Below are 17,803 nucleotides of genomic sequence, written 5' to 3'. Positions count from 1 at the left end.
GAGATTAAGCTTTCGCATCTTTTTGGTAATTCGCATCAAGCCAGTTAGCCATGGCTACAAACTGTTCAACAGTAATGTTTTCTGGTCGGTGGCCTGGGTTAACACCTAGTGCTTCAAGTTGCTCTGCTGTGAAGAGTGCTTTATAGCAGTTACGAATTGTTTTACGACGTTGGTTAAAGCCTTCACGACATACACGATCCAACCATTTAAGGTTTGTACATGGGAACGGTAACACTTCGTAAGGAGTAAGACGTACTACTGCTGAATCGACCTTCGGCGCAGGTACAAAAGATTCAGGTGGCACTTCAAGCACAGGCATCACGCGGCAGTAATACTGTGCCATAACCGTTAGACGACCGTATGCTTTGCTTCCTGGTCCTGCCGCAAGACGGTTAACCACTTCTTTTTGCAGCATAAAGTGCATATCTTCAACATCTTTGTGGAATTCAAAAATGTGGAACATTAAAGGGGTTGAAATGTTGTATGGCAAGTTACCAAAAATACGCAACTTATTGTTTTCTTTTATAAGCTGAGTAAAGTCGAAACGCATTGCATCACCTTGGTGGATCGTTAGCTTTGATGCTAGATCTGGGTGGTTTTCAAGACGTTCAGCAAGATCGCGGTCTAGCTCAATAACAGTAAATTTATCAACCAGTTTACCAACTTGCTCGGTGATCGCGCCAAGACCAGGGCCGATCTCTACCAAGTTTTGACCTGGTAGTGGGTTGATTGATGACACAATGCCATCAATGATGTAAGGGTCTTTTAAAAAGTTCTGGCCAAAGCGCTTACGGGCGCGGTGACCTAGATGGACTTGATCGCTGCTCATGCTTGTTTATCTACCAATTCTAGGGCGTGAGATAGCGCTGTCCAAAGGCTACCTGTATCTGCCTGTCCGGTACCTGCGAGTTCCAGTGCGGTACCATGATCTACTGAAGTTCGGATGAAGGGCAATCCTAACGTAATGTTAACTGATTTACCGAAGCCTTTATATTTAAGCACCGGTAGCCCTTGATCGTGATACATGGCTAATACCGTATCGGCATCAGCTAAATATTTTTCTTGGAAAATAGTATCAGCCGGTAAAGGGCCAATAAGATCCATGTTTTCTTGCTGGCGTAATTGAGCAAGAGTTGGAGTAATAATATTTATTTCTTCCATCCCTAAACAACCGTCTTCACCAGCATGAGGGTTTAATCCACAGACATAAATTTTGGGTGATTCAATGCCAAATTTACTGACTAAATCGGCATGTAAAATACGAATCACCTGCTTTAACCTGTCTTCTGTGATTGCTTTTGATACACAACTTAGAGGGATGTGAGTTGTCACTAACGCGACGCGTAATCCTTCGGTAGCTAGCATCATAACAACCTGCGCAGTGTCAGATTGTTGAGCAAAAAATTCAGTATGGCCACTAAATGATACGCCAGCGCGGTTAATAACCCCTTTATGTACAGGGCCTGTTACGATAGCGGCGAACTCACCATTCATACATCCTTCAGCGGCACGTTTTAACGTTGATAGCACATACATACCATTGCGTTCATTTAACGTACCAGCTACCACATTAGTATCGGTATCAATGTGTGCAACCGTCATCGTTCCTGCTTTATGTGGCAGGGCTGACTGATCGGGTTGATAGGGTAAAATGGTTAGCGGTAAACCTAATTTAGCCGCACGTTCTACCATAACCTGCGCGTCAGCACAAATAACAAGTTGGTGCGGCCAATTTTCTTGGCATAAGGCGATGACTAAATCTGGGCCTATTCCAGCAGGCTCACCGGGGGTGATTGCAATCCTTTGTGTGTCAGTCATAGTCTTTATTTAGCCATTGTTGGTTGTATTCATTTTCTCAATGTAAGCGCCTGCACGTAGTTCTTGTAACCACGTCTGTGCTTCTTCATTGAATTTACGGTTAAAGATAATTTGTGCTGCGCGGTTTTTCATTGCAGCGTCTGTGCGATCAACTTTACGACGCCCTTCAACTTCAACAATATGCCAACCGAATGCAGATTTAAATGGCTCACTGATTTTATCAACGGGTAGCGTTTCTACTTTGTCTTTAAATGCTGGTGCATACATATCTGGTACTTGCCAGCCTAATTCACCACCATTTGCTGCTGAACCTGGATCTTCACTGTAGGCTTTCGCTGCTGCAGCAAATGTTTGTTTACCGCTAATAATACTTTGACGAATTTTATCAAGCTCTGCTTTTGCAGCAGCATCACTTAGAATCATTGATGGCTTGATCAAAATATGGCGTGCTTTAACTTCAACCACAGAGACGCTTGGCATCCCTTTTACATTGTTGATTTTTAAAATGTGGAAGCCGACGCCACTACGGAATGGACCAATGATCGCATCTTTACCGTTATTTTGGATCTGATCAGCAAAGACAGTTGGCATTTCTTCTTTACTCATCCAGCCCCATTCGCCCCCTTTTAGAGCTTTAGGTCCTTTTGAGTAACGGTAAGCCAATTGTGAGAAGTTTGCGCCTTTTTTCAATTGAGCAACAATGTCTTCTGCTTCTTGTTTGGCTTTATCTCGTGCCGCTTTATCCGCATCTTCATCAACACGAATTTGAATTTGACTAATGTTGTATTGCACATTTTGTTGCGTTTGTTTTGCCATTTGTTTGGCTAAAGACTCAACTTCTTGTGGCAGAACGTTAACACGTTTACGAACAATAATAGTACGCGCTTCAGATGCCAGCATATCGTTACGCATTTGCTCACGGAACATCGCGTAAGAAATCCCTGCTTTAGCAAGGCTTTGGCGTAATTGGTCTACGCTCATATTACGTTGCTTAGCAACATCAGCGATCGCTTGATCTAATTGGCTATCATCAATACGGATCCCTAGCTGTTGAGCTTGCTGGATCTGCAAGTTTTCAAGGATCAGCTTATCCATCACTTGCTGACGTAAAATGTCATTAGGCGGTAACTGTTGGTGTTCTTCAGCAGCGTTAAGATGAACCGTTTTTAGCATGGCGTTTACATCACTTTGTAAGATCACACCATCGTTAACAGTCATGACAACTTGATCTAGTTCCTGAGGTGCAGCCATGCTGGTTGCTGACATACCCATCATCATTAGACTAAGTACAGAATACTTCCACGTTTTCATTTATATTCCATCAGGTTATAAGGCGACACATGTGTCGCCTAAACATTAATTATTAAGAGTGAACGGATCGCCGTAAGACAAAATATTGCCGCCATCATCCGATGATTGACCAAATGAAGGCCCAGCACCTTGTAACCCAAGTAAACTGAATGAGAAGCTGACATTGCTATCATATTCAGTAAAGTCTCTTGATAGTGAATCTTTAGCGTAACGATTGTAAGTTAGTCCTATCATCCAACATGCAGATGTATAGGTGAAGCCAACTTTACTTTCTAGCATCTTATTAACATTCATGTCTTGGTAGTAATCAGCTTTAACATCAATATTATCACTAACAGGGAAGCCAATAGATAAACCAAGCTGTGATATACCGTCCTGTTTTCCATCAATAGCTGGATTTGGATTTCTTACGTATTTAGTTAAGTAATCACTTGAGACGTAACGGTAACTTGGTTGAACAAATACTTTACCATTCCGGTATTCAACCGCGGTGCTACCTTGCTGAATTTCATTTTCACTTGAGTCATATTGCATTGCGCTCTTTAGAAATAAGTTATCATCAAGGTTAAACTCTGTTTCAACCGCGGTTGCGGAGTAGTTTTCTGCTCGCTCATTATTTGTTGGCTTGTCAATATAAAATATTTGACCTATGGATAGGCTAAATCGTTCCTTAAAATCTTCATCAAAGTAACGGGTTGATGCACCAATTGTGAATTGGTTTGCTGGAGCAATATAGTCATTGCCGCTGTAGGTACGATCGCTAAACAAGCCGTAGTAGTCTTGTTGTAAACGAGTTGAGTCGTAACCACCGCCAGTTATATTGGCTGGGTTATAAATTCCAGATTGATCAACATTTTGAATATATAAATATTGAATCTGAGGTTCTAAACTTTGGGTATAATGGCTACCAAGAATTGAGGTATCACGCTCAAAGTAAAGACTACTATTAACGCGGAACTCAGGAATAGCTCTCGAATCAGCTTCTTTCAACTTATCAATTGCTGCTAACTGCTCCTCATCACTTGTACGCTTTTTCATCTCAGAAACATCAAATTTCTGGTTGTAATAAGCGTAATTTAGTTTTGTTTGTGCAGTTATAGACCACCACGGTGTTGCATAAGGCAGTGTGAAGGTTGGTTCTAAGGTTATGCGATCAGCTGTTGGCTTATATTTGGCATCATTATCAAATTTACTGATGCTCATTGGCATCTTGAAATCGATACCATAGCCTAAGTCATTACGATAATAAGTGGATGAAAGTTGTGGCATTAATCGATAGTTATTACCTTCGCCACTTTCTGTTAATGGCTGGAAGTCACGCACCATCAACATCGTATCCCAGTTGGCATTACGGTAAGACACTTCTGCTGTTTGGAGCAGGTTATTATCTTCACGCTCACCAATACTAGAATCTAGTCCGCTATTAAAATATTCATAATCACTGACTTTGCTATAGTCGATATCAACCAGCCAGTTTTCATCAATGATCCCACTGTGTTCCCATTGGAATCCCCAGCGTTTATCATAATCGGTTTTTTTATCATGGCCCATATACTCGCCGATGATATGACCTTCACCGAAATCAGTTAAATAGCGGAACTTCGCCGTTGTTTGTAGACCACGGTGGTTCATGTATTTAGGCGTTAAGGTTAAATCGTAGTTCGGTGCGATATTCCAATAAAATGGCGCTTCGTACTCCATACCATTACGTGAACCATAAGTTAACGTTGGGTATAAGAAACCCGTCATACGCTCATCGGTAACGGGCACTCGAAGCCAAGGAAGATAGAACACTGGAACATTAAGCACTTCAAAACGCGCATTGTACAAATCAGCAAAAGGGGACTCGCCATCACGTTCGAGTGAGCCAGCTGCAAAGCGCCAACTTTTATCGCCTTCAGGACAGGTGGTGTAAGTGCCGTCTTTCATCTTGTAGAACTGGGTACCATCAACATTACGTTTGTCGATTTGTTCTGCTTCACCACGACCTGCCTGGCAGGTCATACGGTAGATGGCATCATTCATTTGTGAGTCTTTAGTATCAAGATCACTATGGAGCTCTTTCGCTTTCATTTCTATACCACCGTCATGGTAGTAAACGTTGCCTTTTGCAGTAACAATATTTTGCGGTTGTTGTAGCGTTACTGTATCGGCGGCAATCGTACGCGTTCCTTGCTGAACAATAACATCACCAGAATATACCGCTTTATGCTCATTTTTAGCTTGAGCACTGTCGGCTTCAATGTGGATCGGTGTGTTATTGGTATCTTCTTTACGATCTTTGGGTGCAATACAAACACCACGTACCATAGCTAAAGGATCGTTAGTAACGGCTGTTTTTGTTGTTTGATCTTCTGCTACAGCATGTTTATCGTTGATATCTTTATGTAAAGACGTGGCATCTTCTGCCATTGCCGGCCCATAAAGGGCAAGACCAATCATGGTGGCAAGTAAGCTGTGAGAGGTGAGTGACATCAGATTCAACATTCCTGTATCAGTTTGAGAGCAAGGCGAATAATTGCGCTTTTTACAAGCATTCCCGATAAATGACAGCTATCATAATGCAAATTCGACGCGACAGCATCTTTTCAGCGCATGCTGTTGGGTAAACATTGAAAAAATTTAACAAATTACCAGAGAGTATAGAATGCAGAAGACAGGTATATGGGGAAAAATCATTGGTGCGTTGCTTGGCCTCTCCATTGGAAAATTGCCTGGATTGTTGATTGGTTTATTTATTGGTCACCAGTTTGATAAGGCTTATGCTCGTCAGATGAATGGCGGTTTTGCAGGTTTTGGTCAGAACAGAGCCAGCAGCGCAGAGCTGCAAGCAGAGTTTTTCCATGCTTGTTTTGCAGTAATGGGACATGTCGCAAAAGCGAAAGGACATGTAACAAAAGAGGAAATTCGCGTTGCAAGTGCGATTATGGATCGAATGGGGTTACAAGGTGAACCTCGACTTCAAGCGCAAAATGCGTTTCGTGAAGGAAAAGAAGATAACTTCCCATTAGAAGAGATGCTAAATCGTGTTCGTAGCCGTGCACGACGTGCTGATTTACTCCAGTTTTTCTTAGAGTTACAAATTCAAGCAGCATTTGCGGATGGTTCATTACATCCTAAAGAGCGTCAGTTACTGCATATTATTGCGCGATACCTTGGCTTTTCTGAAGCCCAGCTTGAACAACGCTTGCGTATGCAAGAAGCGGCATTTCGTTTTCAGCAAGGTGGTTTCCATCAGCAATATCAACAACAAGGCGGTGGTTTCCAAGCGCCCCCTAGCCGAGATCAATTAGCTGATGCGTTCAATGTGTTAGGGGTTGATGAAAATGCCTCTGCGCAAGATGTGAAACGTGCTTATCGTAAACAGATGAATGAACATCATCCAGATAAACTCGCAGCGAAAGGGTTACCACCAGAAATGATGGAAATAGCGAAGCAAAAAACCCAAGAGCTACAAGCTGCCTATGATTTGATCCGAAAAGAGAAAGGATTCAAATAATCAAAATTCTGCGTTGAAAAGTAATAGAAGCGAGCCTTGAGCTCGCTTTTTTATTGGTGAGATATTCAAACGAGGTTTTGCGGTTTGTTGTTACAAAAGCTATCAATATTTTCAATTAGCTGATTTACCAAGGCTGTAATCGCGGAATCAGATCCCCATGCAACATGTGGGGTTAGTAATAGATTAGGTAAATGTGCCTGTTGTAATAATGGATTATCATTAGTTGGTGGCTCAGAAGTAAAAACATCACAGCCAGCACCCGCAATTTTTTTATCTAGCAATGCATCGACTAAATCTTGTTCATTCACCAGTCCACCACGTCCGGTATTGATCAAAATAGCGTTAGGTTTCATCTGTGTCAGTTCTGTTTTTGCAATAAGATCTTCAGTGGTATCTGTTAGCGGGCAATGTAAGGTGATGATATCGGCTTGCTGTAATACGTCGTTAAACAGCGTATAGCCTTCACGACAGGTGGTGACGTGCTTGTGCTCTGCAAATAGCACCTTCATCCCCAGCGCGGTTGCTAGATTGGCTGTTGCTATCCCTAGGCTGCCTTTACCGATAATACCTATTGTTGAACTTGCGATATCGCTAATTGGATGAGTGAAAAAGCAGAACTGTTGTTGCTTCTGCCACTCGCCTGCGATGATATCTTGCTGATAGCCAATCAAATTACGTTTTAGTGCAAAGATCATTGCTAGCACGTGTTCAGGGACAGAGCGAGCCGCATAACCTCGAATATTGGAAACCAGAATGTTATGGCGGTGACAGTAATCGACATCGACGTTATTGGTTCCTGTCGCACCGATGGCAATAAATTTCAGGTTTGGTAGTTGAGATAAAATATCGGCAGTGAGTTGGACTTTATTAGAAATGGCGATAGTTGCGTGTTGCAGACGTTCAATGACTTGAGATGGTGATGTACGTTGATATTCAACCCATTGATGATCAGATTGTGGGCGAGGAATATCAATGTGTGCTGGGATAGTGGCGCGATCTAAAAATACAATATGTTCCACTGTTAGACTCCATGGAACCTTTGTTCCGTTTGGTGTGAAAAGAAGAATGCTAGTTTAGGTTTTGCTTGTTAAAACAAAGCTAGCATTCTTTTTTATCGTGATCTAACTTCCGTGCGATAGTTCTGATTTATCAGTGGTTTTATTTACTAAAAATCGTTTGTGTTGGTGCTTCTGGATAAAACTCACAAGGGGCAAACAAATGCATCGGTTGATCACTTCCTGGATGTGTAAAAGTCAGTTCTGCTGCGTGTAACAGTAAACGAGGAGAGGCAGCCATAGCCTCCTCATTAGCATAAAACTTATCGCCTAAAATCGGATGACCTAATGCTTGCATGTGAACACGCAATTGGTGAGAGCGACCTGTTACGGGCAGTAAACGGACCAAAGTTGTTTGCTCATCACGGCTTAAGACTTCGTAATGCGTTACAGAAGGTTTGCCATCATCAAAACACACTTTTTGACGTGGACGGTTAGGCCAATCACAGATCAAGGGAAGATCCACGGTTCCTGTGTCTTGTTCGATATGTCCCCAGACACGGGCGTAATACACTTTTTGTGTTTCTCGTTCACGAAATTGGGCTTTTAAATGACACTCAGCTTTTTTGTTTAGAGCCAGCACAATTAAGCCTGATGTCCCCATATCTAAACGGTGCACAATTTGTGACTTAGGGTATTTTTCAAGAACGCGAGCAAATATGCTGTCGTGATGCTCTGGTGCACGTCCTGGGTTTGAGAGTATGCCAGCAGGCTTATTAACGGCGATGATGTCGCTATCAAGAAAAAGAGTATCCAACCATGGATCGATAGGTGGATTGTAGTTCAACACTGGCAATGGTTTCATGATGCGCTCGTAGGATAGGTATGAATAAAAACGGGGCGAATACTAATATGAATAATAGTAAATTGGTATGTTTGCTGATGCGATTAAAGAAAAAAGCCGTGAATATCAGTAATGATATTCACGGCCTTAATTTAGTTATGATGAGTTATTGATCAGTTATGGCTAACAACGATCAAACGCAGCGAATCAAGCTGGATTTGTGCTTTTTCAATGTAGTTAGTTAACTCAATGATTTGGCTTTCAATTAGCTCTAATTCGTCATCACGAATATTCGGATTAACCGCTTTCAGGGCTTGGAGGCGATCAAGCTCAGCGCGCAACGTGTTTTCCATTTCTGCTTGTGCTTGGCTTCGTACGACATCAAGCTCTTTGCTGATCTCGCGCTCTGCGTGCTCAATCAGAGTATGAATATCTTTTTGAACCGAGTTAACGAGCTTACTGCCAAGGTGACGATTGACTGGGCTAAGTTGGCGGTTAAAGCCTTCAAATTCAACGTTAGCTGATAGGTTATTACCTTTACCATCAAGCAAAATACGGATTGGTGTCTTTGGTAAGAAACGACCAATACCTGATTGCTTAGGTGCTTGTGCGTCAACCACATAGATAAGCTCAAGTAGCAGTGTACCAACCGGGAGTGCTTTGTTTTTCAACAACGATACTGCCGTTGTACCCACGCCTTCACTTAGCAGTAATTCAATACCGCCTTGGATCATTGGGTGTTCCCAGCTGATGAAGTTGATATCTTCACGAGAAAGTGCAGTATCACGTTCAAAAGTGATGGTACAACCGTCGTAAGGAAGCCCTGGATAGCTTGCCACCATCATGTGCTCTGATGGGGTCACAACAATTGCGTTTTCACCTTTGTCATCTTGGTTTAAACCAATGGTATCAAACAAGCCAAGTGCGAAAGTCACAAGGTTAGTATCACCATCTTTAGCGCTGATCTTCTCAACCAACTGCTGAGCTTCTTCACCCCCGTTAGAATGAATTTCTAATAGGCGATCACGACCTTGCTCTAACTTGGTTTTAAGCTCATTGTGCATTTCAGCACTGCGCTGAATAACCGATTCAAGTGCTTCCAGATCGTGTTTGTCACTGGCAAGCAAGGTGATCAGATCTTCACATACCGCTTCATAGACAGCACGACCTGTCGGACAGGTTTCCTCAAAGGCATTTAAGCCTTCGTTGAACCAACGGGCTAATAGTGCTTGAGAAGTCCCTTCTAGGTAAGGCACATGAATTTCAATTTCACGCTTTTGACCAATACGATCCAAACGACCAATACGTTGCTCAAGTAGATCAGGGTTACTTGGTAAATCGAACATTACCAATTGGTTTGCAAACTGGAAGTTACGACCTTCTGAGCCGATTTCAGAACATAATAGTACCTGAGCACCATCATCTTCTTGGGCAAAGTAAGCCGCCGCTTTATCACGTTCGATAATCGACATACCTTCGTGGAACACGGTAGCACGGATGCCTTCACGCTCACGTAATGCTTGTTCTAAAGTTAATGCGGTTTGCGCACGAGAACAAATCACCAACACCTTCTCGTTACGGTTGGCTTTTAGCATATCAAGTAGCCAGTTAACACGAGGATCGAAGTTCCACCATGTTGCTGATTCACCTTCAAATTCTTGGTAGATATCTTCAGGGTAAAGTAGCTTGATCGCTTTCTCGTTGACACCTATTTTACCGCCCATCATTGCCGCAACGCGCATGGCTGTGGTGTATTGGGTTGGCATTGCTAACGGGTACATATTCAGGTGACGCTGAGGGAAACCTGTGATTGCTGAACGGGTATTACGGAACAATACGCGGCCTGTACCGTGGCGATCCATCAGGTTGTTGATCAATTCATGACGCGCCACTAATGCTTCAGGATCGTCTTGAGCTGAATCTTCGATCACACGTAACATTGGCTCGATATCTTGTTCAGATAACAGCTCGGTTAAGGTGTTTTTCGCATCATCATTCAGTTTTTCACCAGAAAGCAGTTGGGTTACAGCATCAGCCACGGGTTCGTATTGACGCTCTTCTTCAACAAAGGCTTCGAAGTCGTAAAAACGGTCAGGATCCAGAATACGCAAGCGTGCGAAGTGGCTTTCACGACCTAATTGCTCTGGTGTTGCTGTCAGTAGCAGCACACTTGGCGTTTTTTCTGCTAAGGCTTCAATTACTTGGTACTGACGACTAGGCTTATCTTCGCTCCACTCAAGGTGGTGAGCTTCATCGACAACCAATAGATCCCAATCAGCATCAAGCGCTTGTTCAAAACGACGACGGCTTTTACGTAAAAAGTCTAATGAACACAATACATATTGTGCAGTATCAAATGGGTTAGCAGCATCAGCAAATGCTTCAACACAACGCTCTTCATCAAAGATAGAAAAGTGCAGGTTAAAACGACGCATCATTTCAACTAGCCATTGATGTTGTAGGGTTTCAGGTACCACAATCAGAATACGTTCAGCACGGCCAGATAACACCTGCTGGTGGATGATCATACCCGCTTCAATGGTTTTACCTAAACCTACTTCATCGGCCAGTAGAACGCGTGGCGCATAGCGACGACCGACTTCGTGAGCAATATATAACTGGTGTGGGATCAAACCTGCGCGCATACCGCATAAACCACGTAATGGGCTTTTTAGTTGCTCGTATTGGTTTTTCAGCGCGCGGTAACGCAGTGCAAAACGATCCATGCGATCAATTTGACCGGCAAATAATTTATCTTGCGGTTTATTGAAACGAATTTGGTGACTTAAGAAAAGTTCACGTAGCGCGACATTTTCTTCTTCTGTGTCGGTACGCGTACCTACGTAGGTGATCACGCCTTTATCTTCGTTGATCGCTTCTACCTTTAGTGACCAACCCTCATGGCTTTCAATCACATCACCAACGTTAAACATGACACGGGTAACAGGGGCATCATTACGTGCATATAGGCGATTTTCTTCTGATGCGGGGAACATCAAGGTAACCGTTCTTGGTTCAAGAGCGACAACGGTACCTAGACCTAAATCACTTTCTGTATCACTGATCCAACGTTGACCCAAAGCAAATGGCATAGTGGTAGAAACCTTCTAATTATTTGATATCAAAGAGACTGCAATAAGCTGTGCAAAGTATTAATAAGCTACACTGAAGATAAGTGTAAGCTAGAATTTGAAATTTGTGCATAGCTCAAAAAGGGGACTCATGTTACTGCATGATGTGATTAAGGTCACGGTGAAAGTGATGAAAATCGGTCACAGTAAAATCATAATAAAACTTTCATCTACCGAGGGCTTAATAGGAAAGACGTCATAATTAAACCAGATGGGCAATTTTGACGTAAGCTAATAGAGTGATAGCTTAATTATCGCTGTCCAGACTACCAAGGAGGTGCCTATGGACGACGCCGAACGGAAACTGTTTGTACTTGATACAAATATTCTGCTTCATGAACCTCTGGCGTTCTTTTCTTTTCAGGAACACGACGTGGTTATTCCCATGACGGTTTTGGAAGAATTGGACAGAATTAAAGACAGTAAGCGTGATGTTTCTCGTGATGCGCGAGTTGCGATACGTGCGCTTGAAGATATATTCCACGATGCACCACCAGAGCAAATTTCGGCTGGTATTCCTTTCAATGATAAAGTGGCTCATAGCGGTACTATTGCTATTTTTGCTGACTATGAAGTAAAACAAACCGTCCATGCCTTTAGTGATAAGGCGGGTGACAATCGTATTCTTAATAGCGTTCTCTTTCTACAACAAAAACATGCACCACGCTCTGTCGTATTAGTGACCAAAGACATCAACATGCGACTGCGTGCCAAAGGTGCAGGTGTCTTGTATGTTGATGATTATCGTACCGATCAATTGATTGATGATGTCGCATTATTAACCAAAGGCTTTCATCGCTATCAGGGCGATTTTTGGGAAAATGTTGCTGAGTGTCAGTCGGAAAATAAAGGTCGCTCAACCTTACATACCTTACCTAAAAACTTATTTGAAACTCCCTTTGTTAATCAGTATTTACTGGATGAAGGCAATGATTTTGCCGCTAGAATTCAAAGTATTGATGATGAAAGCGTCACCATTAAAGACATTAGCCAAGAGCGACTAATGCATCGACAAGCTTGGGGCGTTAATCCTAAAAATATTTATCAGGGGATGGCGCTAGATGCAATGCTTGATCCTCGGATTGATTTAGTGATCTTAACTGGCCCTGCCGGCTGTGGTAAAACCATTTTAGCGATGGCGGCAGCACTGGAGCAGGTGATTGAAAAAGGGATGTATGACAAAATTATTGTCACTCGTAATACACCCGAAATCGCTGAGTCGATTGGTTTCCTACCGGGGACCGAAGAAGAAAAAATGATTCCATGGCTGGCGGCGGTTACCGATACTATGGAAGCACTTCATAAGCATGATGTTTGTACTGATGGCTCAATGAAGTACATTTTTGATAAAGCCAATATTCAATTTAAATCGATTAACTTTATGAGAGGGCGTTCTATTCAAAATGCCTTTGTTTTACTCGATGAATGTCAAAACTTAACAGCGTCACAAATTAAAACCATTATTACTCGATGTGGTGAAGGCACAAAAATTGTGTGTTCGGGTAACCTTGCTCAAATTGATTCCAACTATCTATCCCCAGTAACCTCGGGATTAACCTATATTGTTGAGCGCTTTAAAAACTTTGAAGGTAGCGCCAATATTTATCTCAACGGGGTGGTTCGAAGTCGCCTCGCGGAATTTGCCGAAGAAAATCTTTAATCACTAGCAAGAAGAATAAGAAAAGCGAGCACATTGGGTACTCGCTTTTTTTGTTTGTGTTGTTACTTATTGCATTCTGCGGTTATGTTTCTTGTAGGGGTAAACCGAGATAGTTTTTAAGTTCAGGTAATACGGGATTAGATAAAACATCACGAGTTTCTCCTACCGCTTTGATAGTGCCTTCATTAATAAAAATACATTTATTGGCAATCTTTTCGGCATCTTCAGGGCTATGAGTGATCATCAATACCGTCATATTACGCGTTGTGGCTAATTGTTTAACGAGGTTTAGCATTTCCATACGCAACGCAGGGTCAAGGGCAGAAAATGGCTCATCAAGCAGCAGCAAAGGGCGTTCTCGTAATAAACATCGCGCTAACGCTACTCGTTGGCGTTGCCCGCCAGAAAGCTGCTCAGGTAAACGCTCAAGATAGGTATCAATCCCCACTTGTTTCGCTGAATTAATTACTCGCTGTTTTTGCTCTGCGGTAAGTTTAAGGTTTGGGTTGATACCTAATGCAATATTTTCAAACACACTGAGGTGAGGAAATAAATTGTGCTCTTGAAATAACATCGAGAGTGGGCGTTGTGCAGGCTCTAGCTGACAGATAGATTTGCGATTAATGGTGATCTCACCGCTATCAGGGACGAGAAAGCCAGCAATGAGTGCTAATAAGGTACTTTTACCTGCGCCACTTGGGCCAATGAGTGCGGCGATATCTCCCTGCTCAAGCTGAACATCAAAGCTCAACGCCATCGCAACCTCATTTTTGCGTTGAGGTAAGTAGGTATAGTTGAGTTGATTAATGTTTAGCATGATGAACTCCTTGGCGATGGCGAGTAACAACGAGATACTCGACGGCACTAAATAAACCTAAGCTGAGTAAAAGTAAAACCAGTGCAGCAACAGCAGCGGCATCCATTCGGTAACTGCCCATTAGTTCAAATAAATACAGTGGCAGCGTTTGAAAGTCTTGACTGCCAAATAATGCAATCGCACCTAAATCCCCCAGTGATAAGACAAAGCTAATAGCGAGAGCTTGGGCAATAGGGGCACGTAATGCACGCCACTCAACCAAACGTAATCGCGATAGATGCGTCATCCCTAAACTGCGACATAACTGATTATATTGCTGCGCGAGGTGGAGCATTGGTTGACTTAATGTTTTGATTACATAGGGCAATGCCATTAGGGCATTAACACAGACCACAACCCAAAACGCAGCACTGTAAGCATCGGTATATTGGCGCAGTAAAAGAAAAATACCAGTACTTAACACTAACCCTGGTGTCACTAAAATCACTGTGCCGATCATTTCAATCCCGTCAGCAGCCAGTTTTTTACGTGCTAAGCGTAAGCTACGACTCGTGATGAGGATCATGACGCCAAGACAAAATGCTAATAAGCAGGAAAATAGTGCAATATGGAGTGAGTTAGTGATTGCTGACCATAACTGCTTTTGTTCTAAGATATTAAATAACTGCTGGTTAATACCCGATACAAAGACGGCAATGATCGGTGGTATAACAAACACTAACGCACTGATAATCCAGAATACATCCCAACATTTAGCGCGCCATGTATCGTTATAATTCACTACCTTTCTGCTGATAGAGCCGTTTAGGGTAGAAAGCGGTTTAGCAAAACGTTGGGTAAAAAGTACTAATGAGCAGCAAAGTAGCATTTGCCATAAGGCTAAAATCGCACCTGTCGCTAAATCAAAGTCATAACGCAACGCTTGATAAATCGCGAGCTCGATAGTGGTTGATTTAGGGCCACCGCCAAGCGACATGATCACGGCAAAGCTAGTAAAGCACAACATAAAGACTAAACCCGCGATATGCGGCAGTTGTTGGCGTAGTCGAGGCCATGCAATTAAGCGAAATTTACTCCAGCCAGTAATACCTAAATGCGCTGCAAGCTGATGTTGCTCTGCGGGGATACCATCGAGACTTTGCAGTAGAAAACGAACGGTCAGTGGCAGGTTTAAGAATACGTGCGCCAGTAAGATCCCGCTTAAACCATAAATGTTCAATGGCGGTAAGCCTAGTATTTCTAGGTTATGACTGATCAATCCACTTTTGCCATAAATCGATAATAAACCAAAAACAGCAACCAAGACGGGCATCACGAGCGTCATCGCAAATAAACGTAAGAGTAGAGCTTTTCCTACAAACTGCCGTCGTGAAAGTGCATAAGCAATGGGAATCGCTGGGATGATGCTAAATAGAGTCGATAAGATAGCTTGGTAGAAGCTAAATCCTGTCACATGCCGCAGGTAAGGATCATGCCATAGTGTTGACAGTTGCCAGTCGTTAGCTTGGCTGATCAAGGCGGTGAGCGCGGCAACAACAACAAAAGTGATCAGCCCGGCACTGATAATGCCGGGCAATAAGGTAATGCGTTTGTTCAAAGTCTTAAACCATTACTGAGTGAGGGCTTGCTGCCACTCTCGGATCCAGGCTTTGCGATGCGTTGCCACTTCGTCGGCACTAAATTCAAGTGCTTTGCTTGGTACGGTGAGTTCATCAAAACCTTTCGGTAGGCTTTGCTTTGTTACTGGATACATCCAGTTGTGAGTAGCGATTTGTGACTGAAAAGCATCACTTACAATAAACTGCATAAATTGATCGGCAAGCTTTGGATGTGGGCTATTTTTCATTTTTGCTGCCACTTCAACTTGCATGTAATGGCCTTCTTTGAAGTTAGCCGCTTTGTACTGATGCTTGTCTTCAGCAATGATGTGATAGGCCGGTGATGTGGTGTAAGAAAGCACCATATCTGATTCGCCTTTTAAGAACATGTTATAGGCTTCAGACCAGCCCTTAGTGACGGTCACTGTGTGTTTCGCTAGTTGCTGCCACATTTCAGGGGCTTTATCACCGTAGACCGATTTGATCCATAACATTAGACCTTGGCCTGGGGTTGAAGTACGAGGATCTTGGTAGATAACGCTGATATTTTGATCTTTGATCAGAGCATCTAAACTCGCTGGTGGGTTCTTCAGTTTATCGCTGTCATACACAAAGGCAAAATAGCCGTAATCATAAGGGATGAAAGTATCATCACTCCACCCTTTAGGAAGCGTTAGCTTACTGGTATCAACATCACTTTTTGCTAATAGGCCGGTATTTTTCGCTTCTGTCATTAGGTTGTTATCTAGCCCTAACAACACATCTGCTTTACTGTTTTTCCCTTCTAGACGAACGCGATTTAAAATCGATACGCCATCTTCTAAAGAAACAAAATTGACCGTACAACCATTACATTGTTTTTCAAACGCTTTCTTTACTACAGGACCTGGACCCCAGTCGGAAGCAAAGGAACTGTAGGTATAAACATTAAGAGTATTGTCTGAGGCGAAAGCTGAGCTTGCAACTAATGACAGAGAGATTAGGGGAAGAAGAGTGTTTATTTTTTTCACTATGCGCTCCGAGATGTCCTGCATCCTTGGGACAAAAATTGAAAGAGAGAGCGGCACAGGTTTGAGTGCTGTTGCGTCATGCAATGGTCAGCGAGCTCGAAAGAATGTTCGAGCATCTCAATTCCTACGCCAGCATTACCTGGTTCAGGTTCAGTGGGTCCTGCTATAAAGCACGTATGCCTAACAATCTCAGCCAAATGGCTCCCCAATGAGAACAAGCTATTGTACCTGCAACCGTATCGAAGTTATAGCTTCTGATTAAGTTGCCAATTATAGGTGTAACGGATCTGAGTTAATTGTACGTTAGGCGTAACACGATAATGATTAAGGTGTTGTTGCAACTCAGTTAACGATCCAAAATCAGTTTGATACCAATCATAGATAGATGACAGCGTGATGCCATTTTTTGTTACTTTTACTGCTTTTTCACTATTAATAAAGCGTGTGGCAGCTTGATCTAACTGGGAGTCTAATCGTTCGCTATTAAATGCTTTAGGCAGTAAATCAGGACAACCGAGGCTGGCACAGTTGACCGCGTAGTGGATCCTAGGATCTTGCCAGATAGGGCGTAAGATCCGATGTTCAATATCGTTTAAAGTTAGCTTTTTATTATTAATGGTAATAATGGTTTGATCCCATGGTCCAAAGCTAAATAAACCTCCAAGTTTAGTAATTGATTTTACAGGGTAATTATCGATAATTAGTTGAACAGTTAGGGCGTTATATAAATTAACCCAATAGGCAAATTGAACATCACGATTATAACGGTGAGGGTTTTGGGCACTGAGTCGCTTAATATAAGTTGTTAGCTTTTGTTTATCTGCACGTGATACTTGGTTATAACGAAATAAGGTTTGATTCGGTTGAATGACAAGATATTTATCGAGTAGCTGCTGCCAATCTTGATGACTGATCTTGTTTGTGTTATTAGGATCATGAGGTTGCCAATATGGCCAGAGTTCGGATTTTGGCGCCGCAAAGATTGGCAAAGTGAATAACAGCAGCCAAATAGCAATAACAATACGCATATTCTTCCTATTATTATAATAAGTAACAATATTGATTAAGACCGTAATAAGTATTGGCTAATTTCATTATCTTTTTGATATTTTAGATAAAA

Annotated in this window: 13 protein-coding genes and 1 riboswitch; of the genes, 2 read left to right on the top strand and 11 right to left on the bottom strand. The window is 42.5% G+C overall.

Features of this window, described 5'->3' with window-relative positions:
• Positions 1-4: 4 nt before the first annotated feature.
• From rsmA to lptD, 4 genes are read right to left on the bottom strand one after another with little or no spacing between them, the layout of a single operon-like run.
• The gene (gene rsmA / locus I3259_RS12410; protein WP_006646049.1) at positions 5-829 is read right to left on the bottom strand and encodes a 16S rRNA (adenine(1518)-N(6)/adenine(1519)-N(6))-dimethyltransferase RsmA; all 825 of its coding nucleotides are present in this window, start codon (positions 827-829) and stop codon (positions 5-7) included.
• Entirely contained in the window at positions 826-1,818 is a 993-nt protein-coding gene (pdxA, locus tag I3259_RS12405; protein ID WP_238029915.1) for a 4-hydroxythreonine-4-phosphate dehydrogenase PdxA, read from the bottom strand. Before pdxA ends, rsmA begins: the two co-directional genes overlap by 4 nt.
• Positions 1,819-1,827: 9 nt before the next feature.
• Positions 1,828-3,129: a peptidylprolyl isomerase SurA gene (surA, locus tag I3259_RS12400; protein ID WP_238029914.1), complete on the bottom strand. Its 1,302-nt coding sequence runs from the start codon at positions 3,127-3,129 to the stop codon at positions 1,828-1,830.
• Between the two features lie 45 nt (positions 3,130-3,174).
• Positions 3,175-5,604 (bottom strand): LPS assembly protein LptD, encoded by a 2,430-nt coding sequence (lptD, locus tag I3259_RS12395; protein WP_238029913.1) that lies wholly within the window; start codon positions 5,602-5,604, stop codon positions 3,175-3,177.
• Between the two features lie 172 nt (positions 5,605-5,776).
• Here lptD and djlA point away from each other — a divergent pair, with 172 nt between their 5' ends.
• Complete coding sequence (djlA, locus tag I3259_RS12390) at positions 5,777-6,628, top strand: co-chaperone DjlA (protein WP_238029912.1); 852 nt, start codon at positions 5,777-5,779, stop codon at positions 6,626-6,628.
• Positions 6,629-6,693: 65 nt separating this feature from the next.
• Here the strand turns inward: djlA and I3259_RS12385 are convergent, their stop codons facing one another.
• The 3 genes from I3259_RS12385 to rapA form a co-directional block, all read right to left on the bottom strand.
• A complete protein-coding gene (locus tag I3259_RS12385; RefSeq protein ID WP_238029911.1) occupies positions 6,694-7,647 on the bottom strand; it encodes a D-2-hydroxyacid dehydrogenase in 954 nt (317 codons plus the stop codon).
• Positions 7,648-7,786: 139 nt separating this feature from the next.
• Positions 7,787-8,479 (bottom strand): bifunctional tRNA pseudouridine(32) synthase/23S rRNA pseudouridine(746) synthase RluA, encoded by a 693-nt coding sequence (gene rluA, locus I3259_RS12380; protein WP_238029936.1) that lies wholly within the window; start codon positions 8,477-8,479, stop codon positions 7,787-7,789.
• A gap of 161 nt (positions 8,480-8,640) precedes the next feature.
• Positions 8,641-11,559 (bottom strand): RNA polymerase-associated protein RapA, encoded by a 2,919-nt coding sequence (gene rapA / locus I3259_RS12375; RefSeq protein ID WP_238029910.1) that lies wholly within the window; start codon positions 11,557-11,559, stop codon positions 8,641-8,643.
• 322 nt (positions 11,560-11,881) lie between these two features.
• Here rapA and I3259_RS12370 point away from each other — a divergent pair, with 322 nt between their 5' ends.
• Positions 11,882-13,258: a PhoH family protein gene (locus I3259_RS12370; protein WP_238029909.1), complete on the top strand. Its 1,377-nt coding sequence runs from the start codon at positions 11,882-11,884 to the stop codon at positions 13,256-13,258.
• A gap of 82 nt (positions 13,259-13,340) precedes the next feature.
• Here the strand turns inward: I3259_RS12370 and thiQ are convergent, their stop codons facing one another.
• The 4 genes from thiQ to I3259_RS12350 all read right to left on the bottom strand — a co-directional run bounded on the left by thiQ (position 13,341) and on the right by I3259_RS12350 (position 17,711).
• The gene (thiQ, locus tag I3259_RS12365) at positions 13,341-14,075 is read right to left on the bottom strand and encodes a thiamine ABC transporter ATP-binding protein (RefSeq protein WP_238029908.1); all 735 of its coding nucleotides are present in this window, start codon (positions 14,073-14,075) and stop codon (positions 13,341-13,343) included.
• Positions 14,062-15,672, bottom strand: coding sequence for a thiamine/thiamine pyrophosphate ABC transporter permease ThiP (gene thiP / locus I3259_RS12360; protein WP_238029907.1), 1,611 nt, complete (start codon positions 15,670-15,672; stop codon positions 14,062-14,064). The genes thiQ and thiP overlap by 14 nt, the downstream gene beginning before the upstream one ends.
• A gap of 12 nt (positions 15,673-15,684) precedes the next feature.
• Entirely contained in the window at positions 15,685-16,674 is a 990-nt protein-coding gene (gene thiB, locus I3259_RS12355; protein WP_173425485.1) for a thiamine ABC transporter substrate binding subunit, read from the bottom strand.
• Between the two features lie 113 nt (positions 16,675-16,787).
• A riboswitch (TPP riboswitch) is annotated at positions 16,788-16,901 on the bottom strand.
• 27 nt (positions 16,902-16,928) lie between these two features.
• Entirely contained in the window at positions 16,929-17,711 is a 783-nt protein-coding gene (locus I3259_RS12350) for a DUF547 domain-containing protein (protein ID WP_238029906.1), read from the bottom strand.
• Between the last annotated feature and the right edge of the window lie 92 nt (positions 17,712-17,803).

The organism is Photobacterium sp. Ph5 (genome assembly GCF_022129445.1).
GTDB lineage: Bacteria > Pseudomonadota > Gammaproteobacteria > Enterobacterales > Vibrionaceae > Photobacterium.
This window is presented reverse-complemented; position numbering and strand designations above follow the sequence as displayed.